The 20,030-nt window shown below is 47.5% G+C and carries 23 protein-coding genes and 1 rRNA gene; 14 read left to right on the top strand and 10 right to left on the bottom strand.

What is annotated here, in order from left to right; genetic code table 11:
* Positions 1–91: IS3 family transposase (locus CSQ88_RS18870; protein ID WP_143449393.1), on the top strand; the 91-nt coding region annotated here is incomplete at its 5' end.
* A gap of 66 nt (positions 92–157) precedes the next feature.
* On the opposite strand, the gene CSQ88_RS18865 is transcribed toward CSQ88_RS18870, so the two are convergent.
* The 3 genes from CSQ88_RS18865 to CSQ88_RS18855 form a co-directional block, all read right to left on the bottom strand.
* The gene (locus CSQ88_RS18865) at positions 158–880 is read right to left on the bottom strand and encodes a DsbC family protein (protein WP_099399633.1); all 723 of its coding nucleotides are present in this window, start codon (positions 878–880) and stop codon (positions 158–160) included.
* A gap of 13 nt (positions 881–893) precedes the next feature.
* Positions 894–2,069: a UbiH/UbiF family hydroxylase gene (locus CSQ88_RS18860; protein WP_099399630.1), complete on the bottom strand. Its 1,176-nt coding sequence runs from the start codon at positions 2,067–2,069 to the stop codon at positions 894–896.
* 72 nt (positions 2,070–2,141) lie between these two features.
* A complete protein-coding gene (locus CSQ88_RS18855; RefSeq protein WP_218963147.1) occupies positions 2,142–2,735 on the bottom strand; it encodes a glutathione S-transferase in 594 nt (197 codons plus the stop codon).
* Positions 2,736–2,966: 231 nt separating this feature from the next.
* Here CSQ88_RS18855 and CSQ88_RS18850 point away from each other — a divergent pair, with 231 nt between their 5' ends.
* From CSQ88_RS18850 to CSQ88_RS18840, 3 genes are all read left to right on the top strand, one after another.
* A complete protein-coding gene (locus CSQ88_RS18850) occupies positions 2,967–5,228 on the top strand; it encodes a DNA internalization-related competence protein ComEC/Rec2 (protein WP_099399628.1) in 2,262 nt (753 codons plus the stop codon).
* Positions 5,229–5,396: 168 nt separating this feature from the next.
* Positions 5,397–6,182, top strand: a complete 786-nt coding sequence (locus CSQ88_RS18845; RefSeq protein ID WP_099399627.1) for an MOSC domain-containing protein — start codon at positions 5,397–5,399, stop codon at positions 6,180–6,182.
* Between the two features lie 30 nt (positions 6,183–6,212).
* Complete coding sequence (locus tag CSQ88_RS18840) at positions 6,213–7,529, top strand: M48 family metallopeptidase (protein WP_099399626.1); 1,317 nt, start codon at positions 6,213–6,215, stop codon at positions 7,527–7,529.
* A 70-nt stretch (positions 7,530–7,599) separates the two neighbouring features.
* Here the strand turns inward: CSQ88_RS18840 and CSQ88_RS18835 are convergent, their stop codons facing one another.
* The 5 genes from CSQ88_RS18835 to fur form a co-directional block, all read right to left on the bottom strand.
* Positions 7,600–8,502 (bottom strand): response regulator, encoded by a 903-nt coding sequence (locus CSQ88_RS18835; RefSeq protein WP_099399625.1) that lies wholly within the window; start codon positions 8,500–8,502, stop codon positions 7,600–7,602.
* Between the two features lie 192 nt (positions 8,503–8,694).
* The gene (locus tag CSQ88_RS18830) at positions 8,695–9,462 is read right to left on the bottom strand and encodes a ParA family protein (RefSeq protein WP_099399624.1); all 768 of its coding nucleotides are present in this window, start codon (positions 9,460–9,462) and stop codon (positions 8,695–8,697) included.
* A gap of 144 nt (positions 9,463–9,606) precedes the next feature.
* Positions 9,607–10,335: an arginyltransferase gene (locus CSQ88_RS18825; RefSeq protein WP_099399623.1), complete on the bottom strand. Its 729-nt coding sequence runs from the start codon at positions 10,333–10,335 to the stop codon at positions 9,607–9,609.
* Positions 10,332–11,030, bottom strand: a complete 699-nt coding sequence (aat, locus tag CSQ88_RS18820) for a leucyl/phenylalanyl-tRNA--protein transferase (protein WP_099399622.1) — start codon at positions 11,028–11,030, stop codon at positions 10,332–10,334. The genes CSQ88_RS18825 and aat overlap by 4 nt, the downstream gene beginning before the upstream one ends.
* A 3-nt stretch (positions 11,031–11,033) precedes the next feature.
* Positions 11,034–11,450 (bottom strand): ferric iron uptake transcriptional regulator, encoded by a 417-nt coding sequence (fur, locus tag CSQ88_RS18815; protein WP_099399621.1) that lies wholly within the window; start codon positions 11,448–11,450, stop codon positions 11,034–11,036.
* Between the two features lie 106 nt (positions 11,451–11,556).
* Between fur and CSQ88_RS18810 the strand changes: the two genes are divergently transcribed.
* From CSQ88_RS18810 to CSQ88_RS18800, 3 genes are read left to right on the top strand one after another with little or no spacing between them, the layout of a single operon-like run.
* Positions 11,557–11,973, top strand: coding sequence for an outer membrane protein assembly factor BamE (locus CSQ88_RS18810; RefSeq protein ID WP_099399620.1), 417 nt, complete (start codon positions 11,557–11,559; stop codon positions 11,971–11,973).
* A gap of 3 nt (positions 11,974–11,976) precedes the next feature.
* Positions 11,977–12,777, top strand: a complete 801-nt coding sequence (gene dapB, locus CSQ88_RS18805) for a 4-hydroxy-tetrahydrodipicolinate reductase (protein WP_218963146.1) — start codon at positions 11,977–11,979, stop codon at positions 12,775–12,777.
* A gap of 22 nt (positions 12,778–12,799) precedes the next feature.
* Entirely contained in the window at positions 12,800–13,675 is an 876-nt protein-coding gene (locus tag CSQ88_RS18800) for a neutral zinc metallopeptidase (protein ID WP_099399619.1), read from the top strand.
* A gap of 500 nt (positions 13,676–14,175) precedes the next feature.
* Here the strand turns inward: CSQ88_RS18800 and CSQ88_RS18795 are convergent, their stop codons facing one another.
* On the bottom strand, positions 14,176–15,345 hold the full coding sequence (locus CSQ88_RS18795; protein WP_099399618.1) for an NAD(P)/FAD-dependent oxidoreductase: 1,170 nt from the start codon (positions 15,343–15,345) through the stop codon (positions 14,176–14,178).
* 71 nt (positions 15,346–15,416) lie between these two features.
* On the opposite strand from CSQ88_RS18795, the gene CSQ88_RS18790 reads away from it, so the two are divergent.
* The 7 genes from CSQ88_RS18790 (at position 15,417) to CSQ88_RS23060 (ending at position 19,743) form a co-directional block, all read left to right on the top strand.
* Positions 15,417–15,974 carry a DUF924 family protein gene (locus tag CSQ88_RS18790; RefSeq protein ID WP_099399617.1) on the top strand — a complete coding sequence of 186 codons (558 nt, stop codon included), beginning with the start codon at positions 15,417–15,419 and terminating at the stop codon, positions 15,972–15,974.
* Between the two features lie 87 nt (positions 15,975–16,061).
* Positions 16,062–16,862, top strand: coding sequence for a Cof-type HAD-IIB family hydrolase (locus CSQ88_RS18785; protein WP_099399616.1), 801 nt, complete (start codon positions 16,062–16,064; stop codon positions 16,860–16,862).
* A 228-nt stretch (positions 16,863–17,090) separates the two neighbouring features.
* Positions 17,091–17,513 (top strand): MarR family winged helix-turn-helix transcriptional regulator, encoded by a 423-nt coding sequence (locus CSQ88_RS18780; RefSeq protein WP_099399615.1) that lies wholly within the window; start codon positions 17,091–17,093, stop codon positions 17,511–17,513.
* A 45-nt stretch (positions 17,514–17,558) separates the two neighbouring features.
* Positions 17,559–18,101, top strand: a complete 543-nt coding sequence (locus tag CSQ88_RS18775) for a cytochrome b (protein WP_099399614.1) — start codon at positions 17,559–17,561, stop codon at positions 18,099–18,101.
* 49 nt (positions 18,102–18,150) lie between these two features.
* Entirely contained in the window at positions 18,151–18,711 is a 561-nt protein-coding gene (locus CSQ88_RS18770; RefSeq protein ID WP_257212676.1) for a YceI family protein, read from the top strand.
* A 26-nt stretch (positions 18,712–18,737) separates the two neighbouring features.
* Positions 18,738–19,304 (top strand): YceI family protein, encoded by a 567-nt coding sequence (locus tag CSQ88_RS18765; protein ID WP_099399613.1) that lies wholly within the window; start codon positions 18,738–18,740, stop codon positions 19,302–19,304.
* Positions 19,305–19,566: 262 nt separating this feature from the next.
* Positions 19,567–19,743 carry a hypothetical protein gene (locus tag CSQ88_RS23060; RefSeq protein WP_180273728.1) on the top strand — a complete coding sequence of 59 codons (177 nt, stop codon included), beginning with the start codon at positions 19,567–19,569 and terminating at the stop codon, positions 19,741–19,743.
* Positions 19,744–19,927: 184 nt separating this feature from the next.
* On the opposite strand, the gene rrf is transcribed toward CSQ88_RS23060, so the two are convergent.
* Positions 19,928–20,030: ribosomal RNA gene (rrf, locus tag CSQ88_RS18760) — 5S ribosomal RNA — on the bottom strand; the annotation flags it as partial.

Here is a 20,030-nt window from a genome sequence, read left to right as displayed (position 1 = left end):
TTACATCCATTACTATAACCACGACCGAATCAAACTGAAGTTAAAAGGGCTGAGTCCTGTGCAATACAGAACCCAGCCCTTGAGCGCCTAGCTTTTATACTGTCCAACTAATTGGGGTCAGTTCATAAAGCCTGGCTTTTTTGTTATTACTTATTCATTACTTAGCAGCAAGCAATTGCTCAATCTGCTCTTTAGGAATGGCACCCGATACAATCTGGCCTGATTTAAAAATCAAAGCAGGTGTACCACTGATTCCAAGGCTTTCTGCCAGTTTCATATTTTTTTCAACCGGGTTTTCGCAATCACCAGTGCCTTCGGCCATTTGATCTTTAAGCATAAAATTGCTCCAGGCGGCTTGCTTATCGGCAGCACACCAGATCACTTTAGATTTACGCTCTGCATCAGGGTGAATACTTAAAGGCATCAGGAAAGTATAAATAGTGACATTGGTGATGCCATTTAAACTTTCACGCTCTAAGCGCTTGCAATATGGGCAATCCGGATCAGAAAACACGGCCAGTACGCGCGAGCCATTACCACGTACTTCTTTAAATGCCTGCTCCAGCGGTAATTTGCTGAAATCTGTTTTTTGTAACTCAGCAGAGCGCTGTTCGGTCAGGCTGGATTTTTTAGCCAGATCAATCATATCGCCCGCTAAAATGTATTCACCTTTGACGTCGGTATACACAATTTGGCGCTTACCAATCACCACTTCATAAATACCTTTCATAGGCGTGGTATTGATTGAGGTAATTTCACGGCCAGGTAATTGCTTGGCCAGTTTCTGTTTAAGCTGATTAGTTGAATTATCAGCAGATGCAGAACAAGCGGTCAGCGCGATAAAACCAGCGGCAATCAAAATACGGGAAATCGATTTCATAATCATAACAACCTCAGGCATCCATGGCATGGCGGATTAATTGTCTTTTAAGCCATGGTAATTGATTAGTGGCCCCCAAGCCGAGATTTCTCAAGTTTTTTAACAGGGGGTTTGAATTATTAAATAATTTTTGCAAGCCATGGCACACGCCTTGCATGGTATAAACCGCTTCACGTCGGCTGCGCTCATAACGACGTAAGAGTAAATAATCGCCGATTTGGTTCAGTGGCGTAATGGCTAATAATGCAGCCAGTTCAATCACATCACCAAAGCCTAAATTCACACCCTGCCCTGCTAATGGATGAACAGTATGCGCAGCATCGCCAATCAGCACGACTTTATCTTTTACTGTTTCGGGTAAGTGATTTAATCGCAAAGGAAATGCAGCGGGCGCCGTAATCAGCTGCAATGCACCTGATTGATGGCCCCCCGCTGCGGCAACGTGCTCACACAATTGCTCTGGTGAAAACGCCATCAGCTCTGCACGTTTTTCTTCATTGCAAGACCAAACCATCGACATGCGGTTACCTGCCAGCGGCAGCCAGGCCAAAATGCCATCCTGCATAAACCATTGCTTTGCCACGCCCAGATGCGGTTTTTCAATTTCAAAATTGGCAACCACACCAAACTGCTGATAGGGCATAACTTGCGGCTCAATAGCAAGCTGGCTGCGCACCCATGAGTTTGCACCATCGGCCCCCACCACTAAGCGCGCACGCAATTGCCGGGCATCTGCAAGCTGCAGTGTTGCGCCAAACTGATCGGTAGTAAGCCTGACAGGGCTGGCAGGAGACAAAATCTGAATCTGCGGCTCGTCTTGTAAACCACGCCACAGCGCTTTTTGCAGCTCACGATTTTCCAGCATAAAAGCCAGCTCATCAACGCCTGCTTCAAGTGCATTAAATTGCAGCGCCGCGCCATGGGCATCACCAAAAATCTTCATGGCGGATGTGGCTTGCAGGCGGTTGGCATCCATACGCTGCCATGCGCCAATGCGCTGCAACATTTTCCGGCTGGCACGGCTGATGGCGTAAATACGCTGATCCCAAGAATCTTGCGGCCATTCAAAGACAGGCTGGCGGCCTTCGATCAATAAAACCGAGAGGCTTGTTTCTTTCAGCGCCAAAGCTAAAGCGCTCCCTACCAAACCGCCACCGACGATGATGACATCTGCGTCAAAATTTTCCATGGGGGGGAGTTTATCAGGCCGCTTTACGCTTTGGGAACCCGCAGAACGCTCTATAGACCCTTTAGTGTCAAACTACCTTCGACCACCAAAGGCTTCGAGAAGCATGTCTTCCTGCGGCAAAACCAGCTTTTCTGCTAAAGCCCCCTGCTCCCACTCCTTCATGGCCGGGTGATTCAGCATCACATCGCGGTAAATAGCCACATCATCAGGCAGTGTTACGTTATAACAATACAAGCGCCAGACCACCGGAGCATACATTGCATCTGCAACAGAGAATGCACCAAATAAATAAGGCCCCCTCTCTGCCATCTGACGCGCTTCCCGCCAAATACTGCAAATACGCTCAATATCCCGTTTTACGCTAAGAACTAAATCCCCCCCTTGGGCGCGCAGTTTAATATTCATGGGCATCACGCAGCGTAAATTAGAAAATCCCGAGTGCATTTCTGCCGAAATACAGCGGGCACGCGCCCTTGCTTTGGGGTTTTGCGGCCACATTTCCGGATGTTTTTCTGCCAAATATTCAGCGATTGCCAGGCTATCCCAGACATTAAATCCATCGTCGTACAGGCAGGGTAGTAAGCCGTTTTCTACATACTCCCGATAAGCTAGTTCACCATCCAGGGGCGCATTTTTTTCTAAGAATTCAATCTTAAAATGCTTCATTAATATCCAGGGACGCAAAGACCATGAAGAATAATTTTTACTTCCAATATGCAATTGATACATACCAGCACTCCTCTGTTCTGGCTGCAGCGCAGCGCTCTCAACCAGACTATGTCATTGACCTCTCTATTTCCAGACTGACTTTGCCGGCTTTATCAAACAAGCCTCGCTGCTTATAAGCAGGAATGCCCGTATTAAGCCAAAGTAAAACATCAGCTGCTAAGCTGATTTATGCTGATTTCCTACCTGCTTTTGATCACTGGCTTTATTTGTGGTGTGTGCTTTTTGCAAAGCCAGCCCGCATTGCCCCTGCTTTGGCCCGCAATTTGCGTCTCTTTACTTTGTTTTATCCTGAGCCAGTGGCGTTTCAAACTGGCTTTTTTGATTCTGGCGGCACTCGCAAGCGGATTTTCCTGGGCGAACTGGCGGGCGCATATTCGTATGGCAGACCGGCTGACTCCGGCACTTGAGCAGCAGCTTATCGAAATCACTGGCCTGATTACAGATTTGCCTCAGACCACACGCTTTGGTACGCGCTTTTTGTTTATTCCGGAGCAAACGCCGCAAGTACGTTTACCCGGAAAAATTCAATTGCAGTGGTATGGCGGCCAGCCCGACCGGGTTAAAGCAGGCGAGCGCTGGCGCTTTTTAGTGAAACTCAAACAAATTCACGGCCAGAGCAACCCGGGAAGTTTTGATTCAGAAAGCTGGTTTTTGCAGCAGGGCACAGGCGCAACCGGCACAGTCAAATCAGGTGAGCGGCTCAGCGGCGATGGTGCTTGGCTGCATCAGATTCGAGCCCATTTACGCACGCGAATATTAAAAGCCCTGCCGGACGCGCCTTATCGCGGGGTGATGATTGCGCTCACGGTAGGGGATCAGGGGGCGATTCCCCAAGAGCAATGGCAACGCTTTGCGGCCACGGGTATTACGCACTTAATCAGTATTTCCGGCCTGCACATTACCCTGCTGGCAGCCATTGCTGCGGCGATCAGCAGCTGGATATGGCGGCGCATTCCCTGGCTGGCCGCCCGCTTTGCCGCTCAACGCGCGGCTTTAATTGCCGGAGTGATCACCGCGTTTTGCTATTGCCTCCTGGCTGGCATGGCCGTACCCACTCAGCGCACTCTCTTTATGCTGGCCATTGCTGCAGCGTGCCTTTGGCGCACCCAGCCCAGCAACAATAGTGCCATCTGGGCTGCAGCCCTTCTTGTTACAGTCATCATTGATCCCTTTGCCGTTCTGTCGATTGGCTTTTGGTTGTCTTATCTTACCGTTGGGGCCTTGCTTTGGGCTGGCAGTAATCAGCTTGGTGAAGAAGCTAAATGGAAAACGTGGATCAGTACGCAAGCAGCGGCCACGCTGGCTTCTGCGCCGATTTTATTGGTGGTATTCGGCCAGTTGCCGCTGGTTTCCCCGCTGGCCAATGCCTTTGCGATTCCGATTGTGAGTATTCTGATTACCCCCCTCGCCCTGGCCGGCTTACTGGATCCCGGAGGCTATTTACTCTTAGGTGCAGAGCGTTTATTTGCGCTGGCAGACTACCTGCTGCAATGGTGCACCACCTTGCCCAGCCCTGCTTTCAATATGCCCGGCACACTCACGCTTTTGCCCGCTGCATTTGGCGTTATGCTTTTACTTCTTCCCCGTGGTCTGCCTGCAAGACATTTGGGTGTCATCTGCTGCCTGCCGCTGTTTACCAGCAGCCCAACCAGCATTCAGCCAGGCCAGTACAGGGCCAGCGTGCTGGATGTGGGCCAGGGGCTGGCCGTCATAGTGCAAACCGCGCAGCACCAGTTGCTGTTTGATACTGGCCAGCTGCCCAATGGCGAACGCGTTCTGCTGCCAGCCTTACGCAGTATGCAGATCCGCCAGCTGGATGCGCTGATTTTGTCACATAACGATCAGGACCATATCGGCGCAGCCATCCCTTTACTTAACAAAATGCCCACAAAAACAATCTGGCACAGCCTGCCTGATCAGCACCCGCTCTGGCTGGAGTACCCTGGCAGCAGGCAAAACTGCCAGGCAGGTAAAACATGGCTTTGGGATAAGGTACGCTTTACCCTGCTCTGGCCCGATGCCCAGTTTACTGCCAGCTCAGACAACGCCATGGGCTGCGTATTACAGGTTAACAATGGCCGGCACACATTGCTTATCCCTGCCGACATCGGCATTCATGAAGAAGCCCGCTTAATCGAACAAGGCCTAGGGAAAACCGACATCCTGCTGGTACCGCACCACGGCAGTAAATCATCGTCATCATTGCCCTTTGTAAGCCAAAGTGCGCCGCAATACGCCATTTACTCTGTGGGCTATTTAAATCGCTTTGGACACCCCAAAGCTGAAATCGTCGCACGCTACCGTGATATCCAGGCACAAAACTTACGCACAGATCAGACAGGTGCATTAATTTTTGATGTGGGAGAAGACACCAGACTCACAAGCTGGCGGCAAGCTCATCCGCATTATTGGTCTGCAAGCACAAAGTAAGATGACAAAAAATAAATCAGGCCAGGCCCAAGCCGCCGATTAAACATCAACATTCAGGTATTTATCTTCCCGCATAAAGCCGCCACCCCCAGCCCGGCAAGTAAGGTAACCTCTATTGTTTGTTAACTTATATTCAGTTAACGTAAGCAATTTTACAGGGTTTACACCATGCCAATCCGGCTCACAGGGCTTTACCGCTACCCGCTTAAATCCAGCAAGGGGCAGCGCCTGCAGCAAAGCGAAGTACTGAGCAGTGGCCTGCCTTTTGATCGCATGTGGATGATTGCCAGGCCCAACGGGCTGCTGGTTACCGGGCGTGATTTTCCCAAATTAGTGCTGCTATCGGCCGAGCCCAGTGATGAAGGGCTAACGCTGAGCGCACCTGGCATGCCAACGCTTTTTATTGCCACCTCACGCTTTAATCAAATCCACCCGGCCAGCGTATGGCAAAGCGACTTCACCGCCCGCCACGGTGCCAGCGATGCCGATGCATGGTGCTCTGCCTATCTGGGGGAGCAAGTCGTACTACTTTGGGCTGGCTTTGAGCTGAACCGGCACAGCAGCACCGAAGTGCCCATCGCCTTTGTGGACGGCCATCCCTTGCTCCTGATTGGCGAAGCTTCACTGGGAGATCTGAGCGAGCGCGTTGGCCGCAGCTTATCCATGCAGCGCTTTCGCCCTAATTTAATCGTACGCGGCGCGGAAGCCTTTGCAGAAGACAGCTGGAAAAAAATCCGCATTGGTGAGGTGATTTTTAATTTCGTCAAACCCTGCGAGCGTTGCGTCTTTACCACGATAGACCCGGAAACCGGCGAAAAATCGAAAGATCAGGAGCCTTTGCGCACCATGGCCAAATATCGTAAAAGCGCAGCAGGCGTGCTGTTCGGCCAAAACATCAATGTAGAGAAAGGAGGAATCATCAGCGAAGGCATGGCCGTAGAAATACTTGAGTAATCCCCTGAAAAATAGAATGGAGATATAAAAGTGGTAAAAAAACTTTTCTGGCCCCTGATTTTGTTGTCGCTCTTACTCTCTTTTGCTATTGCCTCTTTTGCGCCTGTTTCTAACAATGCAGCCGCCAGAGCCTCGGCCGTCATCAGCCCTGCCAGTGAAGCATGGCGGGCCGCTTTACCTGCCGACCCAATGGCTGCCACAGAAGCCTATATGCAGCGAATTTCTCCTGTTAATAAAGCCCGCTCCGATGCTTATTTTGAAGGTGGCTACTGGCTGCTGCTGGCTAATACTCTGCTTGGAATCGGTGCCTGCGTGATTATTCTTAAATCGGGAATATTAATTCGCATCAGAATGAAAGCAGAAAAAATAACGCGTTTTAAATTTCTGCACAATTTATCAGTCAGTACCGGCTTTGTATTTTTCTTAACCCTATTGTCATTTCCGCTCACAGCGTACCAAAGTTTTTTTCGGGAACATCAATACGGCCTGTCGAATCTGAGTTTTTCGGCTTGGCTGACAGAGCAAGCCATCAGCACCACCATTTCAGTGCTCAGCATGGGCTTTTTTCTTAGCCTTATTTATTTACTTATTCAAAAAATGCCCCGCTTATGGTGGGCATTGGGTGCCGTATTAAGTATTGGCCTGCTTTCGGTCATGATGCTGCTGGGCCCGGTTTATATTGACCCATTATTTAATAAATACCAGCCACTGAGTGATCAAAAAATTAAAGATCCCATTTTATCTATTGCCCGTGCCAATGGAATCCCTGCAGATAATGTGTATCAGTTTGATGCATCCAAACAAAGCAACCGAATCAGCGCCAATGTAAGCGGTATATTCGGCAGTGCCGCAATTCGTTTAAACGATAATTTATTGCACCGCTGCCGCCCTTCAGAAATTGAGGCCGTTATGGGCCATGAAATTGGCCATTATGTTTTAAATCATGTTTATACAATACTTTTAAATTTTGGATTAATTTTATTATTTGGCTTTATTTTTATTCATAAAAGCATGACTTTTTCAGTAAAGCACTGGGGGCAGAAACATAATATCAGCCATCATAGTGATCCGGTTAGCCTGCCATTTTTTATGGCGCTTTTATCTGCCTATTTTTTCTTTATGACGCCTGTTCAAAATACGATTATTCGCACCATTGAAACTGAAGCAGACGCCTTTGGGATTAACGCCGCAAGGCAAGCCGATGGGATGGCAGAAGCCAATTTAAAACTCACCGAATACAGAAAATCTGATCCGGGTGATTTAGAAGAATTATTCTTTTTTGATCACCCCAGCCCTAAAAAACGCATCTATGCAGCAATGCGCTGGAAAGCAGAGCATTTGAAATAGAGCATTTGAAATAGAGCATACAAACGAATAAAGCCGGCATTTGAACTGCACCGGCTTTATTTTTTACTCCTTATTCAGCCGGAGCGGGCCTGACCCTTGCAATGACCTGGTTGCCACAGCCTTTGTATTCCACCGATTGAAACGATAGCATCCGCGCCATCGAAATCCCCCGGCCATGCGGATCAAATGCACGCTCTGGCGACATTTCTAAAAAGGGCTGCCATTCAAAGCCTTTGCCTTCATCGGTGATGGTGAAAATGATGTCTTCTTCCTCACGATAAAAAGCCACTTTCACTTTGCGCTTTTCATATTCAGGCAGGCTTAAACGGGTTTCAACCTCATCTTGCCAGCACCCATGCTGTAACAACCGTGTTTTTTCAGCATAGCTGATCGCCAAATTACCATGCTCAACTGCATTGACCAATAATTCTGACAAGCCTAATGCAACCTTTTGAGGTTCCGGGCAGGCATTAGACAGCAATAATGTAAGATGCCGCGCTTCTTCCAGCGTTTGGAAATGAAACTCACCTTTCATTAATAAATGATAGGAGCTGGCCTGCGCCGCAAGCTGTGCATCAAGCTGGCTTTTTTCCCGATGAAAATTAACCGCCGCTGCCACAATGGCCAACAGCATATCGCGCTGAAATGGCTTAATCAGGTAGTAATATGCGCCAGCGGCAAGGCCTTCACGCACATTCTCTGCCGCGCCCACTGCCGTTTGCATAATGACCGGTAAATGTTCAAATTCTGGCTGCTGCCTCAGACGCGCAAGCAAGGCCATTCCATCCATACGCGGCATCATGCGGTCCAGCAATACCGTATCAAACGTTCGGTCTTGCAACAAAATCTGCCATGCGACTTCGCCATCTTCGGCCACAACCACTTCATAACCTGCATCACTCAGATGCTCAGACAATATTTCCAGATTAAATGGTTCATCATCAACGATGAGTACCCTGGCTCGCTCTTGCATGACGTCTCCTTTCTATCGGCGCATGAAGTATTTATTCAAGCTTTCTTGCTCAATAATCAGTGTAATTTTTTTAATTAAGTGAAAGCTGGTTTTGATAATAAGCAGCCCGCTTTGTTTCTTACTTCGCCATATTAATACTAGGGAAGCAAGCGCAAGCGGGCATGAAGATTACGTTAATTTGCCCGCCTGACGTTAATTAAGCAGGGCGTATAGTGCACTAAACTGCTGCGATAATTTATGGTTAGGATCAAGCAACAGCAAGGGTATCGCCCTTTCATGCGATTCTCTTACCTTGACCGATGCCCCCAGGAAAACATCAAGCACTGGTAAGCCCTGCACCTGAAGCTCCGCAACCATACGCGCAGGTAAGCTTGCACGAGCCTGATACTGGTTCACAATGATGCCTTCTACAGCCAGATCAGCATTATGATCATTGCGTATTTCTGCCACCCTGTCGATCAGGCCCAAAAGAGCATGACGGGAAAACTCATCGCAATCAAAAGGAATTAAACAGCCCTGTGCTGCAATTAGGGCTGAAAGCGTAAAGAAATTTAATGCCGGAGGCGTATCCAGCCAGACTTCATCAAAATCACCAGCTAATTCATTAAGCGCTTCACGCAGCTTATAAATTTTATGTCTGGATTCTAACTTTGATTCTAATTCAGCAATTGAAGGGTGCGAGGGCATAATTGAAAGCCGCTCAAAAGGCGTGCGGTGAACAAATGCCGCAGGGGCTTTGGCATACATACTAAAATTGAGCACCTGATCAAAAAAATCAAATAAACCGGGCTTAGCCAAATCAAGCCCTGCGCCCAACAGATAATGACTGGAATTACCCTGAGGATCGAGATCAACCACCAGCACACGCTGGCCGGCTTTCGCTGCTGCAGCGGCCAGATTAACCGTGATTGTCGATTTACCGACGCCGCCTTTCTGATTAAAAACCACTCTGATTTTCATTTTGCCGTCTCATCACCACATCATTGTTCAATAGATGTTAGCAGCTCTGATTCAACTTGTATTGCATCGCACAATAGATGTGGCAATTATGTTAATCATTAATCAGTGGCAAAATGCCTGCAGAGAATGCCTGCGTTTTATTAATCACTCAATTGGCAAAGGCTGCCAGCGGCCATTGAATAATCCCTCAATCGGCTTATAGCGTGCTTTGTAAGCCATTTTACGGCATTGATCAATCCAGTACCCCAGATACACATAGGGAAGCTGCATTTCTCCGGCCAGTGAAATTTGCCAAAGAATATTAAATACACCAAAACTGCTATTGGGTATATCCGGGTTATAAAAGGTATAAACAGAAGAAATGCCGTCATCTAACTGATCAATCAGGCTCACCATCTGAACTTCATTACCGATACTAAATTCAGCCAGAAAACTGCTGACATTACTTTTTAAAATAAAATTCTGATATTGCTCACGATTATCCTGATCCATCCCCCCGCCGGCATGACGGGCAACCTGGTAACGCTGATAGAGCAAATAATGGGATTCTAAGTATTCCAGGCCCATTACCCTAACCTGTAAATCCGCATGCCGCTTCAGCGCACGGCGCTGAGTACGGTCTGGCTTAAACAGAGCCACAGGAAGCCTGACAGGCACGCATGCCTTGCAATGATCACACCATGGCCGATAAACAAATAAGCCACTTCGCCGAAACCCATGCTGCACAAGCTGACTATAGGCGTGTCCGTCGATCAGCTCGGCAGGTACGGCAACCTGTGATCTGGCTACCTGATGATCCAGGTAGCTACACTCATAGGTTGCCGTTGTATAAAATTGCAGCTGAGTGGTGCGCGTTCGTAAGGAATCATTCATCCTTCTACCCTGTATTGATAAGTCCAAGGCCCGGCAAGATGCTCTTTGGAAGTAAGCCGCTTCAGCCGCTCTATAAATTCATCACGCATAATCTCCCGCGCACCAAAACGAGCCAGATGATCGGTGCGCATCTGACAATCAATCAACTCAAATCCCTGCTGATGCAAATATCGCACTAAATGCACAAAAGCAATTTTGGAAGCATCGGGTTTTCTGGCAAACATAGATTCACCGTAGAACATTTTGCCAATAGCGATTCCATACAGCCCTCCCGCAAGCTCTCCGTCTATCCAGCACTCTGCAGAATGTGCCCAGCCAGCCCGGTGCAAAGCCCCGTAGCTGGCAAGAATCTCGTCGCTGATCCAAGTAGCAGGCTCACCATCCCGCGGCGCAGCACAGCCCTGCATCACCCGATCAAATGCGGTATCAAAACGTACTTCATAGGGACGATTGCGCAAAACCTTGGCGAGAGACTTAGGGATATGCAGCTCTTCAGGAAAAAGCACCATACGTGGGTCGGGGCTCCACCAAAGAATCGGTTCACCCGGCATAAACCAGGGAAAAATCCCCTCCGCATAAGCCGCCAGCACCCGCCGGGGCGATAAATCGCCTCCAGCCGCCAGCAGACCATTTGGCTCTCGCAGCGCTTGGGAAAGCGCAGGGAATTGCAAAGTATTATCCAGCCACGGAATCACAAATTACGCGGCCTTACATTTTGCACAAATGCCATACAAATACATTTCATGGTCCTGAATTTCAAAATTGTGCTTTTTCGCAATCTCATCCTGACGTTTTTCTATTTCCGAATCATAAAATTCTTCAACCTGACCACACTTCACGCAAACAAGGTGATCGTGATGCCCGCCTGCGCTCAATTCAAAAACAGATTTACCTGTTTCAAAGTGATGGCGTACTAATATTCCTGCCTGCTCAAATTGAGTAAGCACCCGGTAAACTGTGGCCAGACCAATATCCAAATTGTCAGCAAGCAACAGACGGTAGACATCTTCCGCTGTCATATGGCGCTGATCACCTGTCTCAAATAAGTTCAAAATCTTCAGGCGGGGCCCTGTTGCTTTCAGACCCATTTCTTTTAATTCGTTTGCTTTACTCATGTCTTATCTCCCTGATTTAGGCTATGTGCTTCGGCAAGCGGCCAGATCAGGTTATGATATAGCGTTTAAGTTGGTCACTCCAACCCGCTCTGGAAGAATATCGCTCATGTTGAAGGCAAAAGTACTCATTTTGTTGCTCCCTATCGCGCTGATGACCTCAGCGTGCAGTGTTGCTAATTTTATTACACCTTATAAGCTCGATATCCCACAGGGAAACGAGATTACCGCCGATCAGGTTGCTAAGCTCAAAACAGGAATGACACGCTCGCAAGTCCGCTTTCTTTTAGGTACGCCCTTACTGAACGACCCCTTTCACGCCAATCGCTGGGATTACATCTACAGCGATGCACGGGCAGGTGAGCTAAAAGAAAAAAAGAGCTTTGTCCTTGTATTTGAAGGAGATAGCCTGATCCGTTTCAGCGGCGAAACATTACCCGCCCCCGCAAAATTCAAATCAGCAGACCTGCCAGTGGCCACAACGCCAGCAAGCGGCGTAACGGCTGCACCAGCCAGCAAGGAATAATTCATGAGCATAAAAATTGCCATTGCCGGCAGCAGTGGCCGCATGGGCCGTATGCTCATCGAGGCCGTACTTGCACAGAGTGATTGCCAGCTTTTTGCAGCTCTCGATCGTGAAAACAGCCCCGCTGTCGGGCAGGATGCTTCCGCTTTTCTTGGTAAAAATTGTGGTGTAAACATTAGCTCCAATTTTGAAAATTTAGCAGGTGCCGATGTTTTAATCGACTTCACCCGTCCTGAAGGCACACCGCAACACTTAGTTGCCTGCCAGCAACATGGCGTGAATATGATTATTGGCACCACTGGCTTTGATGAAGCTGGAAAAGCAGCCATTCAGGCTGCAGCAGATAAAATTGCCATTGTGCATGCCTACAATATGAGTGCAGGCGTCAATTTGCTGGTTAAATTGCTCGAAGTCGCTGCAAAAACGCTCAACACCGGCTATGACATTGAAATTTTAGAAATGCATCACCGCATGAAGGTTGATGCTCCTTCCGGCACAGCTTTAATGCTGGGCGAAGCAGTTGCTGATGCATTAGGCCGTAATCTTGCAGATTGTGCCGTTTATGACAGGCAAGGCATTACCGGCGAGCGTGATCCTTCAAGCATCGGCTTTGCCACACTGCGTGGCGGAGATGTGATTGGTGATCACACCGTGATTTTTGCTGGAATGGGCGAGCGGATCGAAATTTCGCATAAAGCCTCTAACCGCAATATCTACGCACAAGGCTCAATCCGGGCCGCCCGCTTTTTAACAGGCCAGACAACGGGTCTGTTTAATATGCAGGATGTGCTTGGCCTGAGCTAAACCACGAAGACCGGAGAATGCTATGCGCTGGCAAGATTTAAGACGAAGCGATAATGTCGAAGATCACCGGGATGATGAAACCAGCAGCGGCACTTCATCAGGCGGCTTGCCTCTGGGTCAGCTGGGTATTGGGGGTGTAGTGGTGGTTGGCATCATCAGCTTGCTGCTGGGGCAAAACCCCTTGCAAGTATTGGGGCTGATCGCAAATCACACACCACCCGCCCCAGTGGCCCGGCATGCGCCCGCACAGCATCCGGCGAAAGACCCAGCAAGTGAATTTGCCCGCAGCATTTTAGCGTCCACAGAAGACGTGTGGAACAAAGTCTATCCTGAGGCCTTTGGCTCAGCCTATATCCGTCCCAAGCTGTATCTGTTCAGAAATGCAGTTGAATCCGCCTGTGGCAGCGCATCTTCCGCGATGGGGCCTTTTTATTGCCCGGCCGACAAAAAAGTCTATATCGACCTTAGCTTTTATGACGAGCTGGCCAAACGATATGGTGCTCCTGGTGACTTTGCCAATGCTTATGTATTAGCGCACGAAATTGGTCATCATGTGCAAAATTTATCGGGTATTTCCGGCAAAGTGCATCAAAAACAGCAGCAGCTATCTAAGAAGCAAGCTAACGCTTTATCTGTAAAGCTTGAGTTGCAGGCAGATTGTTTAGCGGGCGTATGGGGCTATTATGCGGCTCAAAATAAGCTATTAGAACCCGGGGACATTGAGGCAGGGCTCGCTGCGGCAAATGCAATTGGCGACGATACGCTGCAACGCAGTGCGGGCCGCGCTGTCACTCCGGACGCATTCACGCATGGCAGCTCGGCACAGCGGATGTACTGGTTTAAGCAGGGACTGGAAAGTGGCGCTGTAAACAGCTGTAATACATTTTCAGCCAGATAAAGCAGGAGCACTTCATTAAGCAGGATTAAGTATCAGGCTAGGAACGCAACTACTGGCAAGTTCTGAGCACTATCAAGCAAGTTAGTGATTAACAAGCAGAAACGACAACGGGACGCGAATGCGTCCCGTTGCTTCTTGCGGTAAAACAGATGAAATGCATACTGAAGGTTAATGTTAATAAAAACAACTTTCACTTCAACAGCAGCTACAGGAAAAACACGTACAAAAAATACTACGGTACGGCCACATCTACAGCTACAACCTTAACAGTTCATACATTAAACACACTTACATCTAATACACGCAAAGAGCAGTTACTACGACACCTGATGGCTTTCACGTGATGGCATGGTTCTGTGCCTTCACTGCACTACAGGCATCCAGCAAAACGACACATTAGCCGCGTCGCAACGGGGGTAAACTTCACCTCCGAAAACAGCACACCTTGGAAACTATTCATTCGATCTCCTTTTGCTGTCGCTGGAGATTTAGTTATACACCTAACAATTTAATCCTGCAACATATCCGGATGACCAAGCCCATTGAAAGTTGTATCCGCCCAGCCAGCCGGTCACATCAACCACTTCACCAACAAAAAATAAACCCGCAACTTGGCGCGATTCCATCGTTTTAGAAGACAGCGCCTGTGTATCCACCCCGCCCCGTGTAACTTCTGCTTTTTTATATCCAACCGAGCCTGAAGGAATAATCCGCCAGCAATGGAAGCTATCTGCAATTACAGCCAACTCTTTAGGAGAATACTGTTTCAGCGGCTTGATCTCACCCCATGCAACCAGCCATGTTTGCACCAGTCGTTTTGGTAAAATTTCAGCAAGCGCAGTAGTGATAAGTGCATCCCGATTAGCGGCAGCCCAAAACACATCAAAATCGACATCTGGCACCAGATCGATCTCTAATGCATCACCAGAGCGCCAGTAACTTGATATTTGTAAAATCGCGGGCCCTGAGACGCCTTTATGCGTCAGTAAAATGGCCTCCCTGAATTCTGTATCACCACATTTAACGATGGTGTCTTCAATGGCTACACCCGCTAAATCCGCCCAAAGATCCTGCGGCTGAAATGTGAGCGGCACTAAAGCAGGCGCAAGTGGTACAAGAGGAATATCAAATTGTTTGGCAATTTCAAAGCCCAGCCCTGTCGCTCCAATCGGGGGGATAGATAAGCCGCCGCAAGCGACTACCAGCGAGCTGCACAGCCAGGTTTCCCTGCTTGTTACCACCTCAAAACCCATCTCAGTTTTTTGCACAGAGATTATTGCGGTATCCATACGCCAAATTGCGCCGCCAAGATCAACTTCAGCTTTAAGCATGTCAATAATCGCCTGCGATCCCTGATCGCAAAAAAGCTGACCCAGCGTTTTTTCGTGGTACCCGAGGCCATGTGACTCAACCATTTTGATAAAATCAAACTGGCTGTATTGTTTGAGCGCTGATTTAACAAAGTGAGGGTTTTCTGATTGATAACAACCAGCCAGTGTATTCAGATTGGTGAAGTTACAGCGCCCGCCTCCGGAGATGCGAATCTTCTCAGCAAGCTTGGTGGCGTGATCGATCAAAACAACACTGCGCCCTTTCTGGCCAGCCGTAGCGGCACACATCATTCCCGCCGCACCCGCCCCAATAATGACCACATCAACTACATTTTGCATAACGCTCCACGCACAAGCCAAGCTAAAACGGCGTATTGTAACCCACTATCGAAATGACTTACGGAGCAACAATGAATCCTGCAGATGTACTCTCTTTCTGGTTTGGCGGGCAACTTGAAGTTCGAGCCGAATGGTTTCGCAAAAATGCTGAATTTGACGCACTCATCCAAGCGCAATTTCTGCCCGCAATCCTTGCCGCTGAAAAAGGTGAGCTGAATCACTGGCTGAACGCCCCTCACTCTTGCCTAGCATTTATTATTTTATTGGATCAGTTTCCGCGCAATATTTTTAGAAATGATGCCCGCTCTTTTGCCTATGACCCCCTTGCGCTGCAAACAGCTAAAGAGGCAATCAAAGCCAAATATCATGAGCAGCTTCAAGCGCTGGAGCAGCTTTTTCTTTATTTACCTTTTGAGCACTCTGAAAACCTTAGCGATCAGGAAAAAACGCTCATGCTAATGAAAGACTGGCAATCACACGAGCAACTCAAAGGTTTCTATGACTATGCCGTTAAACATCACGCCGTCATCCGGCAGTTTGGCCGTTTTCCCCACCGGAACCATCTGCTGAACAGAAGCTCCACTGCTGCAGAGCAAATATATCTGGCATCACCGGATTCGGGTTTTTAATTAGTTTTAATTGGCATTTTTACAAGCGCAATGCAGGCTACATAGAAGATAAAATCAATGCTCTCAGAATCAACCGGATTGCCCACAATGTATCAGCTTATCGCCTCCGATCTTGATGGCACTTTGCTTAACAACGAACACATGGTGGATGCCTACACCGCAGAAACGCTTCAAACACTCGAAAAAAGCGGCATCCAATTTGTCATTGCTACTGGCCGCCATTATCTGGATGTAATGGGGATTCGTGATGTGCTCGGTGTGCGTGCGCACTTAATTACTTCAAATGGCGCGCGAATTCACAGCCCGGAAAACAAACTGATTCATGAAGAAAATATTGAGCCCAATGTCGTACAAGCGCTGGCTCAGGCCGAATTTGCTGCGGGTACACTACTCAATTTTTACTTAGACGATGCTTGGCTGATTGATCAGCACAGCCAGTATTTACTTGATATGCACCAGGATTCAGGCTTCACCTATCAAATTAGTGACCTTGCCCGGCATCATGGCCAGGGCGTGGCAAAAGTACTTTATATCGGTGATCATGCACATTTGCTTACCGTAGAACACAAGCTGCGTGAACGCTTTGGCAACACTTTGTATATCACCTTCTCTATGCCGGACTGCCTGGAAGTCATGGCGGCCAGCGTATCCAAAGGGCACGCGCTGCAGGTTGTATTAGAGCGCCTGAAAATGTCTGCCAGCCAGTGTATTGCCTTTGGTGACGGTCAGAATGATCTGGAGCTTCTCCAGACAGCAGGCCATCCGCGCCTGATGAGTAATGCCAATCCACGCCTCGTAGCCGCTCTTCCTGATGTTTTAAAAATTGGTAGTAATGAAGAATCTGGCGTAGCAAAGCATTTGCGCACGCTCTTTCAAATAGCACATTAGTCAATTCTAATCACTCCGGAGGCTATACGCAGCCTCCGGCTTCCAGCCAGCAAACCCTGATATTTGCACGTTTTTTGCAGCACTCGCCCCAGCTCTTACCTGTTCATAAAACAACAATTTTTAAAAACTCATCTTTCCTAGCCCTTAACTTAGTGCTCAAGCTGTCTTGCAGCATTTTTTTTGTTCTGATATAAATAGTACTAACACGAACAATTAAAGCCTCAACTCATGGAAAATTTCCAAATTACGATCCGTGAACTGGTGCGTTGTTATCAGGCATTTGAGCAACTGTCCAACAGGCATATCCGTGCAATGGATTTAACACCTGCTCAGTTTGACATCATCGCTACCCTCGGTAATACACAAGGCATGAGCTGCCGTGAATTGGGCGAAAAGACCCTCATTACCAAAGGCACGCTCACGGGTGTACTCGATCGTTTAGAGGCACGGGGAATCATCAACCGGGAAACCATTAACGAAGACAGGCGAAGTTTCCGTGTTTATTTAAGTGCAGAAGGTGAAGCCGTTTTTCACCGCACATTCAAACAGCACCTTGAATATATACAGCCATTTTTTTCAGAGTTCACTGAACAAAAACTGTCAGAAATCACTTGTACACTCGCTGAACTTCGTAGCAAGTTTCAAGACTAAGTACTGCGACCTCACGACCTTAATCATTTTCTAATAGTGAAAAAAATGAGCAAACAAAATTACGATAGCATACAAGTTTTATTACACTGGCTTGTCGCAATCCTCATCTTTGCAGCTTTTGGCCTTGCATGGACAATGGATGATATGCCGCTCTCGCCCGCAAAATTCAAAATTATTTCATGGCACAAATGGGCTGGTATTACCGTACTGGGCTTGGTTGCTATCCGGCTTATCTGGCTAAAACTCAAAGGCGCGCCCCCGGCAGACCCTGGCTTGCCTGCTTGGCAAAGCAAACTATCAGCAGGTGTCCACCATCTGCTTTATCTGCTGATGTTCGCAATGCCGCTTTCAGGCTGGCTGATGAGCTCTGCTAAAGGGTTTCCGGTTGTCTACCTTGGCTTATGGAAATTACCTGATCTTGTTGCCAAAAATGAAGGGCTGAGCGACACGCTAAAAAACAGCCATGAACTATTTGCAACCGCCTTATTAATTTTAATTGGCCTGCATATTGCAGCGGCACTAAAGCATCACTTTATTGATAAAGACACTATTCTTGCCAGAATGATTCCTTTTTTACGCAAAAAATAAACCAGATATGGTTATCAGCCATTTAATATCTGCACCAATGGAGCATCAAATGATTCGTCATATCCTTAGCGCCACATTACTTACAGCACTTAGTTTTTCGGCAAATGCTGCACAAACACTGGTGACACAAAAAAGTAAAATCGATTTCAGCTTTAAGCAAATGGGTGTAACTGTCGATGGCGGATTTAAAAATTTTTCTGCAAAAGTAGATTTTGATCCAGGCAAACCAGAAAAAGCACAAGCTGAAATTAATGTTGATCTTGCCAGCATTGATGTTGGCGGCAGTGATGGCAATACTGAAGCCAAGAAAAAGCCATGGTTCGATGTTGCCAGTTTCCCTAAAGCCACTTTTGTAGCCAGCAGCATTAAAGCACTGGGCAATAATAAATTTGAAGCCAAAGGGAAATTAACAATTAAAGGCATCAGCCGTGATGTAAGTACTCAACTCACAGCAAAGCCAGAAGCAGGCAATCTTATTGTAGAAGGCAATTTACCTATTCTGCGTTTGCAATATAAATTAGGTGAAGGCGTTTGGGCAGATACCGAAACTGTTGCAGACCAAGTCATCATCAAATTTAAAATTGCACTTGCAGGTACTGCAGGAAAATAAAGTTTACCACCCACTGGAGTCATAAGATGAAGCGTTTTATCGCCACAGCATTATTAGCCGGTTTAACTGGCACCGCATTTGCAGCACCTGTTGTATATCAATTAGATCCATCACATACATATCCTAGTTTTGAATTAAGCCATATGGGCTTCTCAATTCAAAATGGTCGCTTTGATAAATCCAGCGGCACGATCACACTGGATGCAGAAAAGAAAACAGGCAGCGTAGATATCAGCATTGACACCCGCAGTCTGAATAGCGGCTGGGAAAAACGCGATGCACACGTAAAAGGCCCAGATTTCTTTAATAGCGACAAATTCCCGGCAATGACGTTTAAATCCAATAAATTGGTATTTGAAGGTGAGAAGCTTGTTGCAGTAGATGGTAATTTCACTCTGCTAGGTGTAACAAAACCACTCACATTAGCAGTTAGTAACTTCAAATGTGATATGCATCCAATGATGAAAAAACTGGCTTGCGGCGCAAATGCAAGTGCAACGATCAAACGCAGTGAATTTGGCATGAGTGCATACGTACCAAATATTGGTGACGATGTTAAGCTGAATATTGCAGTAGAAGCTGTACAGAAATAAGCTTTAATAAAAATAGCTTCCAGAAATGGAAGCTATTTTTTTATCTGAATATTTGATAATTTTATTAATCTTTACAGTCGGAATTATTCTCCGTTAGTGTATTAACATTACTCTATATCACCTCACTAAATGCGCTAAATCTGTACGTGTTTTATGGATTTCCTTCTAATTGAAAGAATAAACTATTCTAAAAGACAAAATTTGCGAGAGCAGCAATGCTGCTTGAGCTACGAAATTATTCTGACCAGATAGGGGCAGCTGCGTGCACGACTCTTTTGATTCCAGCGCAGCATTAAAATCCTTACTCGCGCGGATAGGCCACCAAGTCGCAGAAGTCGTCGATTATCAGCAACTGCTTGAGCAAGAAATCGACCGCCTGAGTGACGCGCTAGACCAAGCCATAGACTGGGAAAAAGCCAAACAAGCAGGCCTTAAATAACTCTTACATCGCTTTTGTAGGTTGGGTTAGCAGCTCTGCGTACGAGGTTTACCTCACGTAGGTTGGGTTAGCAGCTTTATCGTGTAACCCAACACGCAAACCACTAATGGTTCTTGCAACCACTTTTCTTCCGCGCAAAGCAAAAACCCCGATATCGCTTGATATCGGGGTTTCACTATGGGGTGTCTGGCAATGACCTACTTTCACACAGGTAATCTGCACTATCATCGGCGCTAAGGTGTTTCACTGTCCTGTTCGGGATGGGAAGGAGTGGGACCACCTCGCTA

Origin of the sequence: Iodobacter sp. BJB302, assembly GCF_002735645.1 — a bacterium.
In the GTDB taxonomy this organism is placed as follows: domain Bacteria; phylum Pseudomonadota; class Gammaproteobacteria; order Burkholderiales; family Chitinibacteraceae; genus Iodobacter.
Note: the sequence above shows the minus strand (reverse complement) of the source record. Positions and strands in the feature narration are given on the sequence as shown.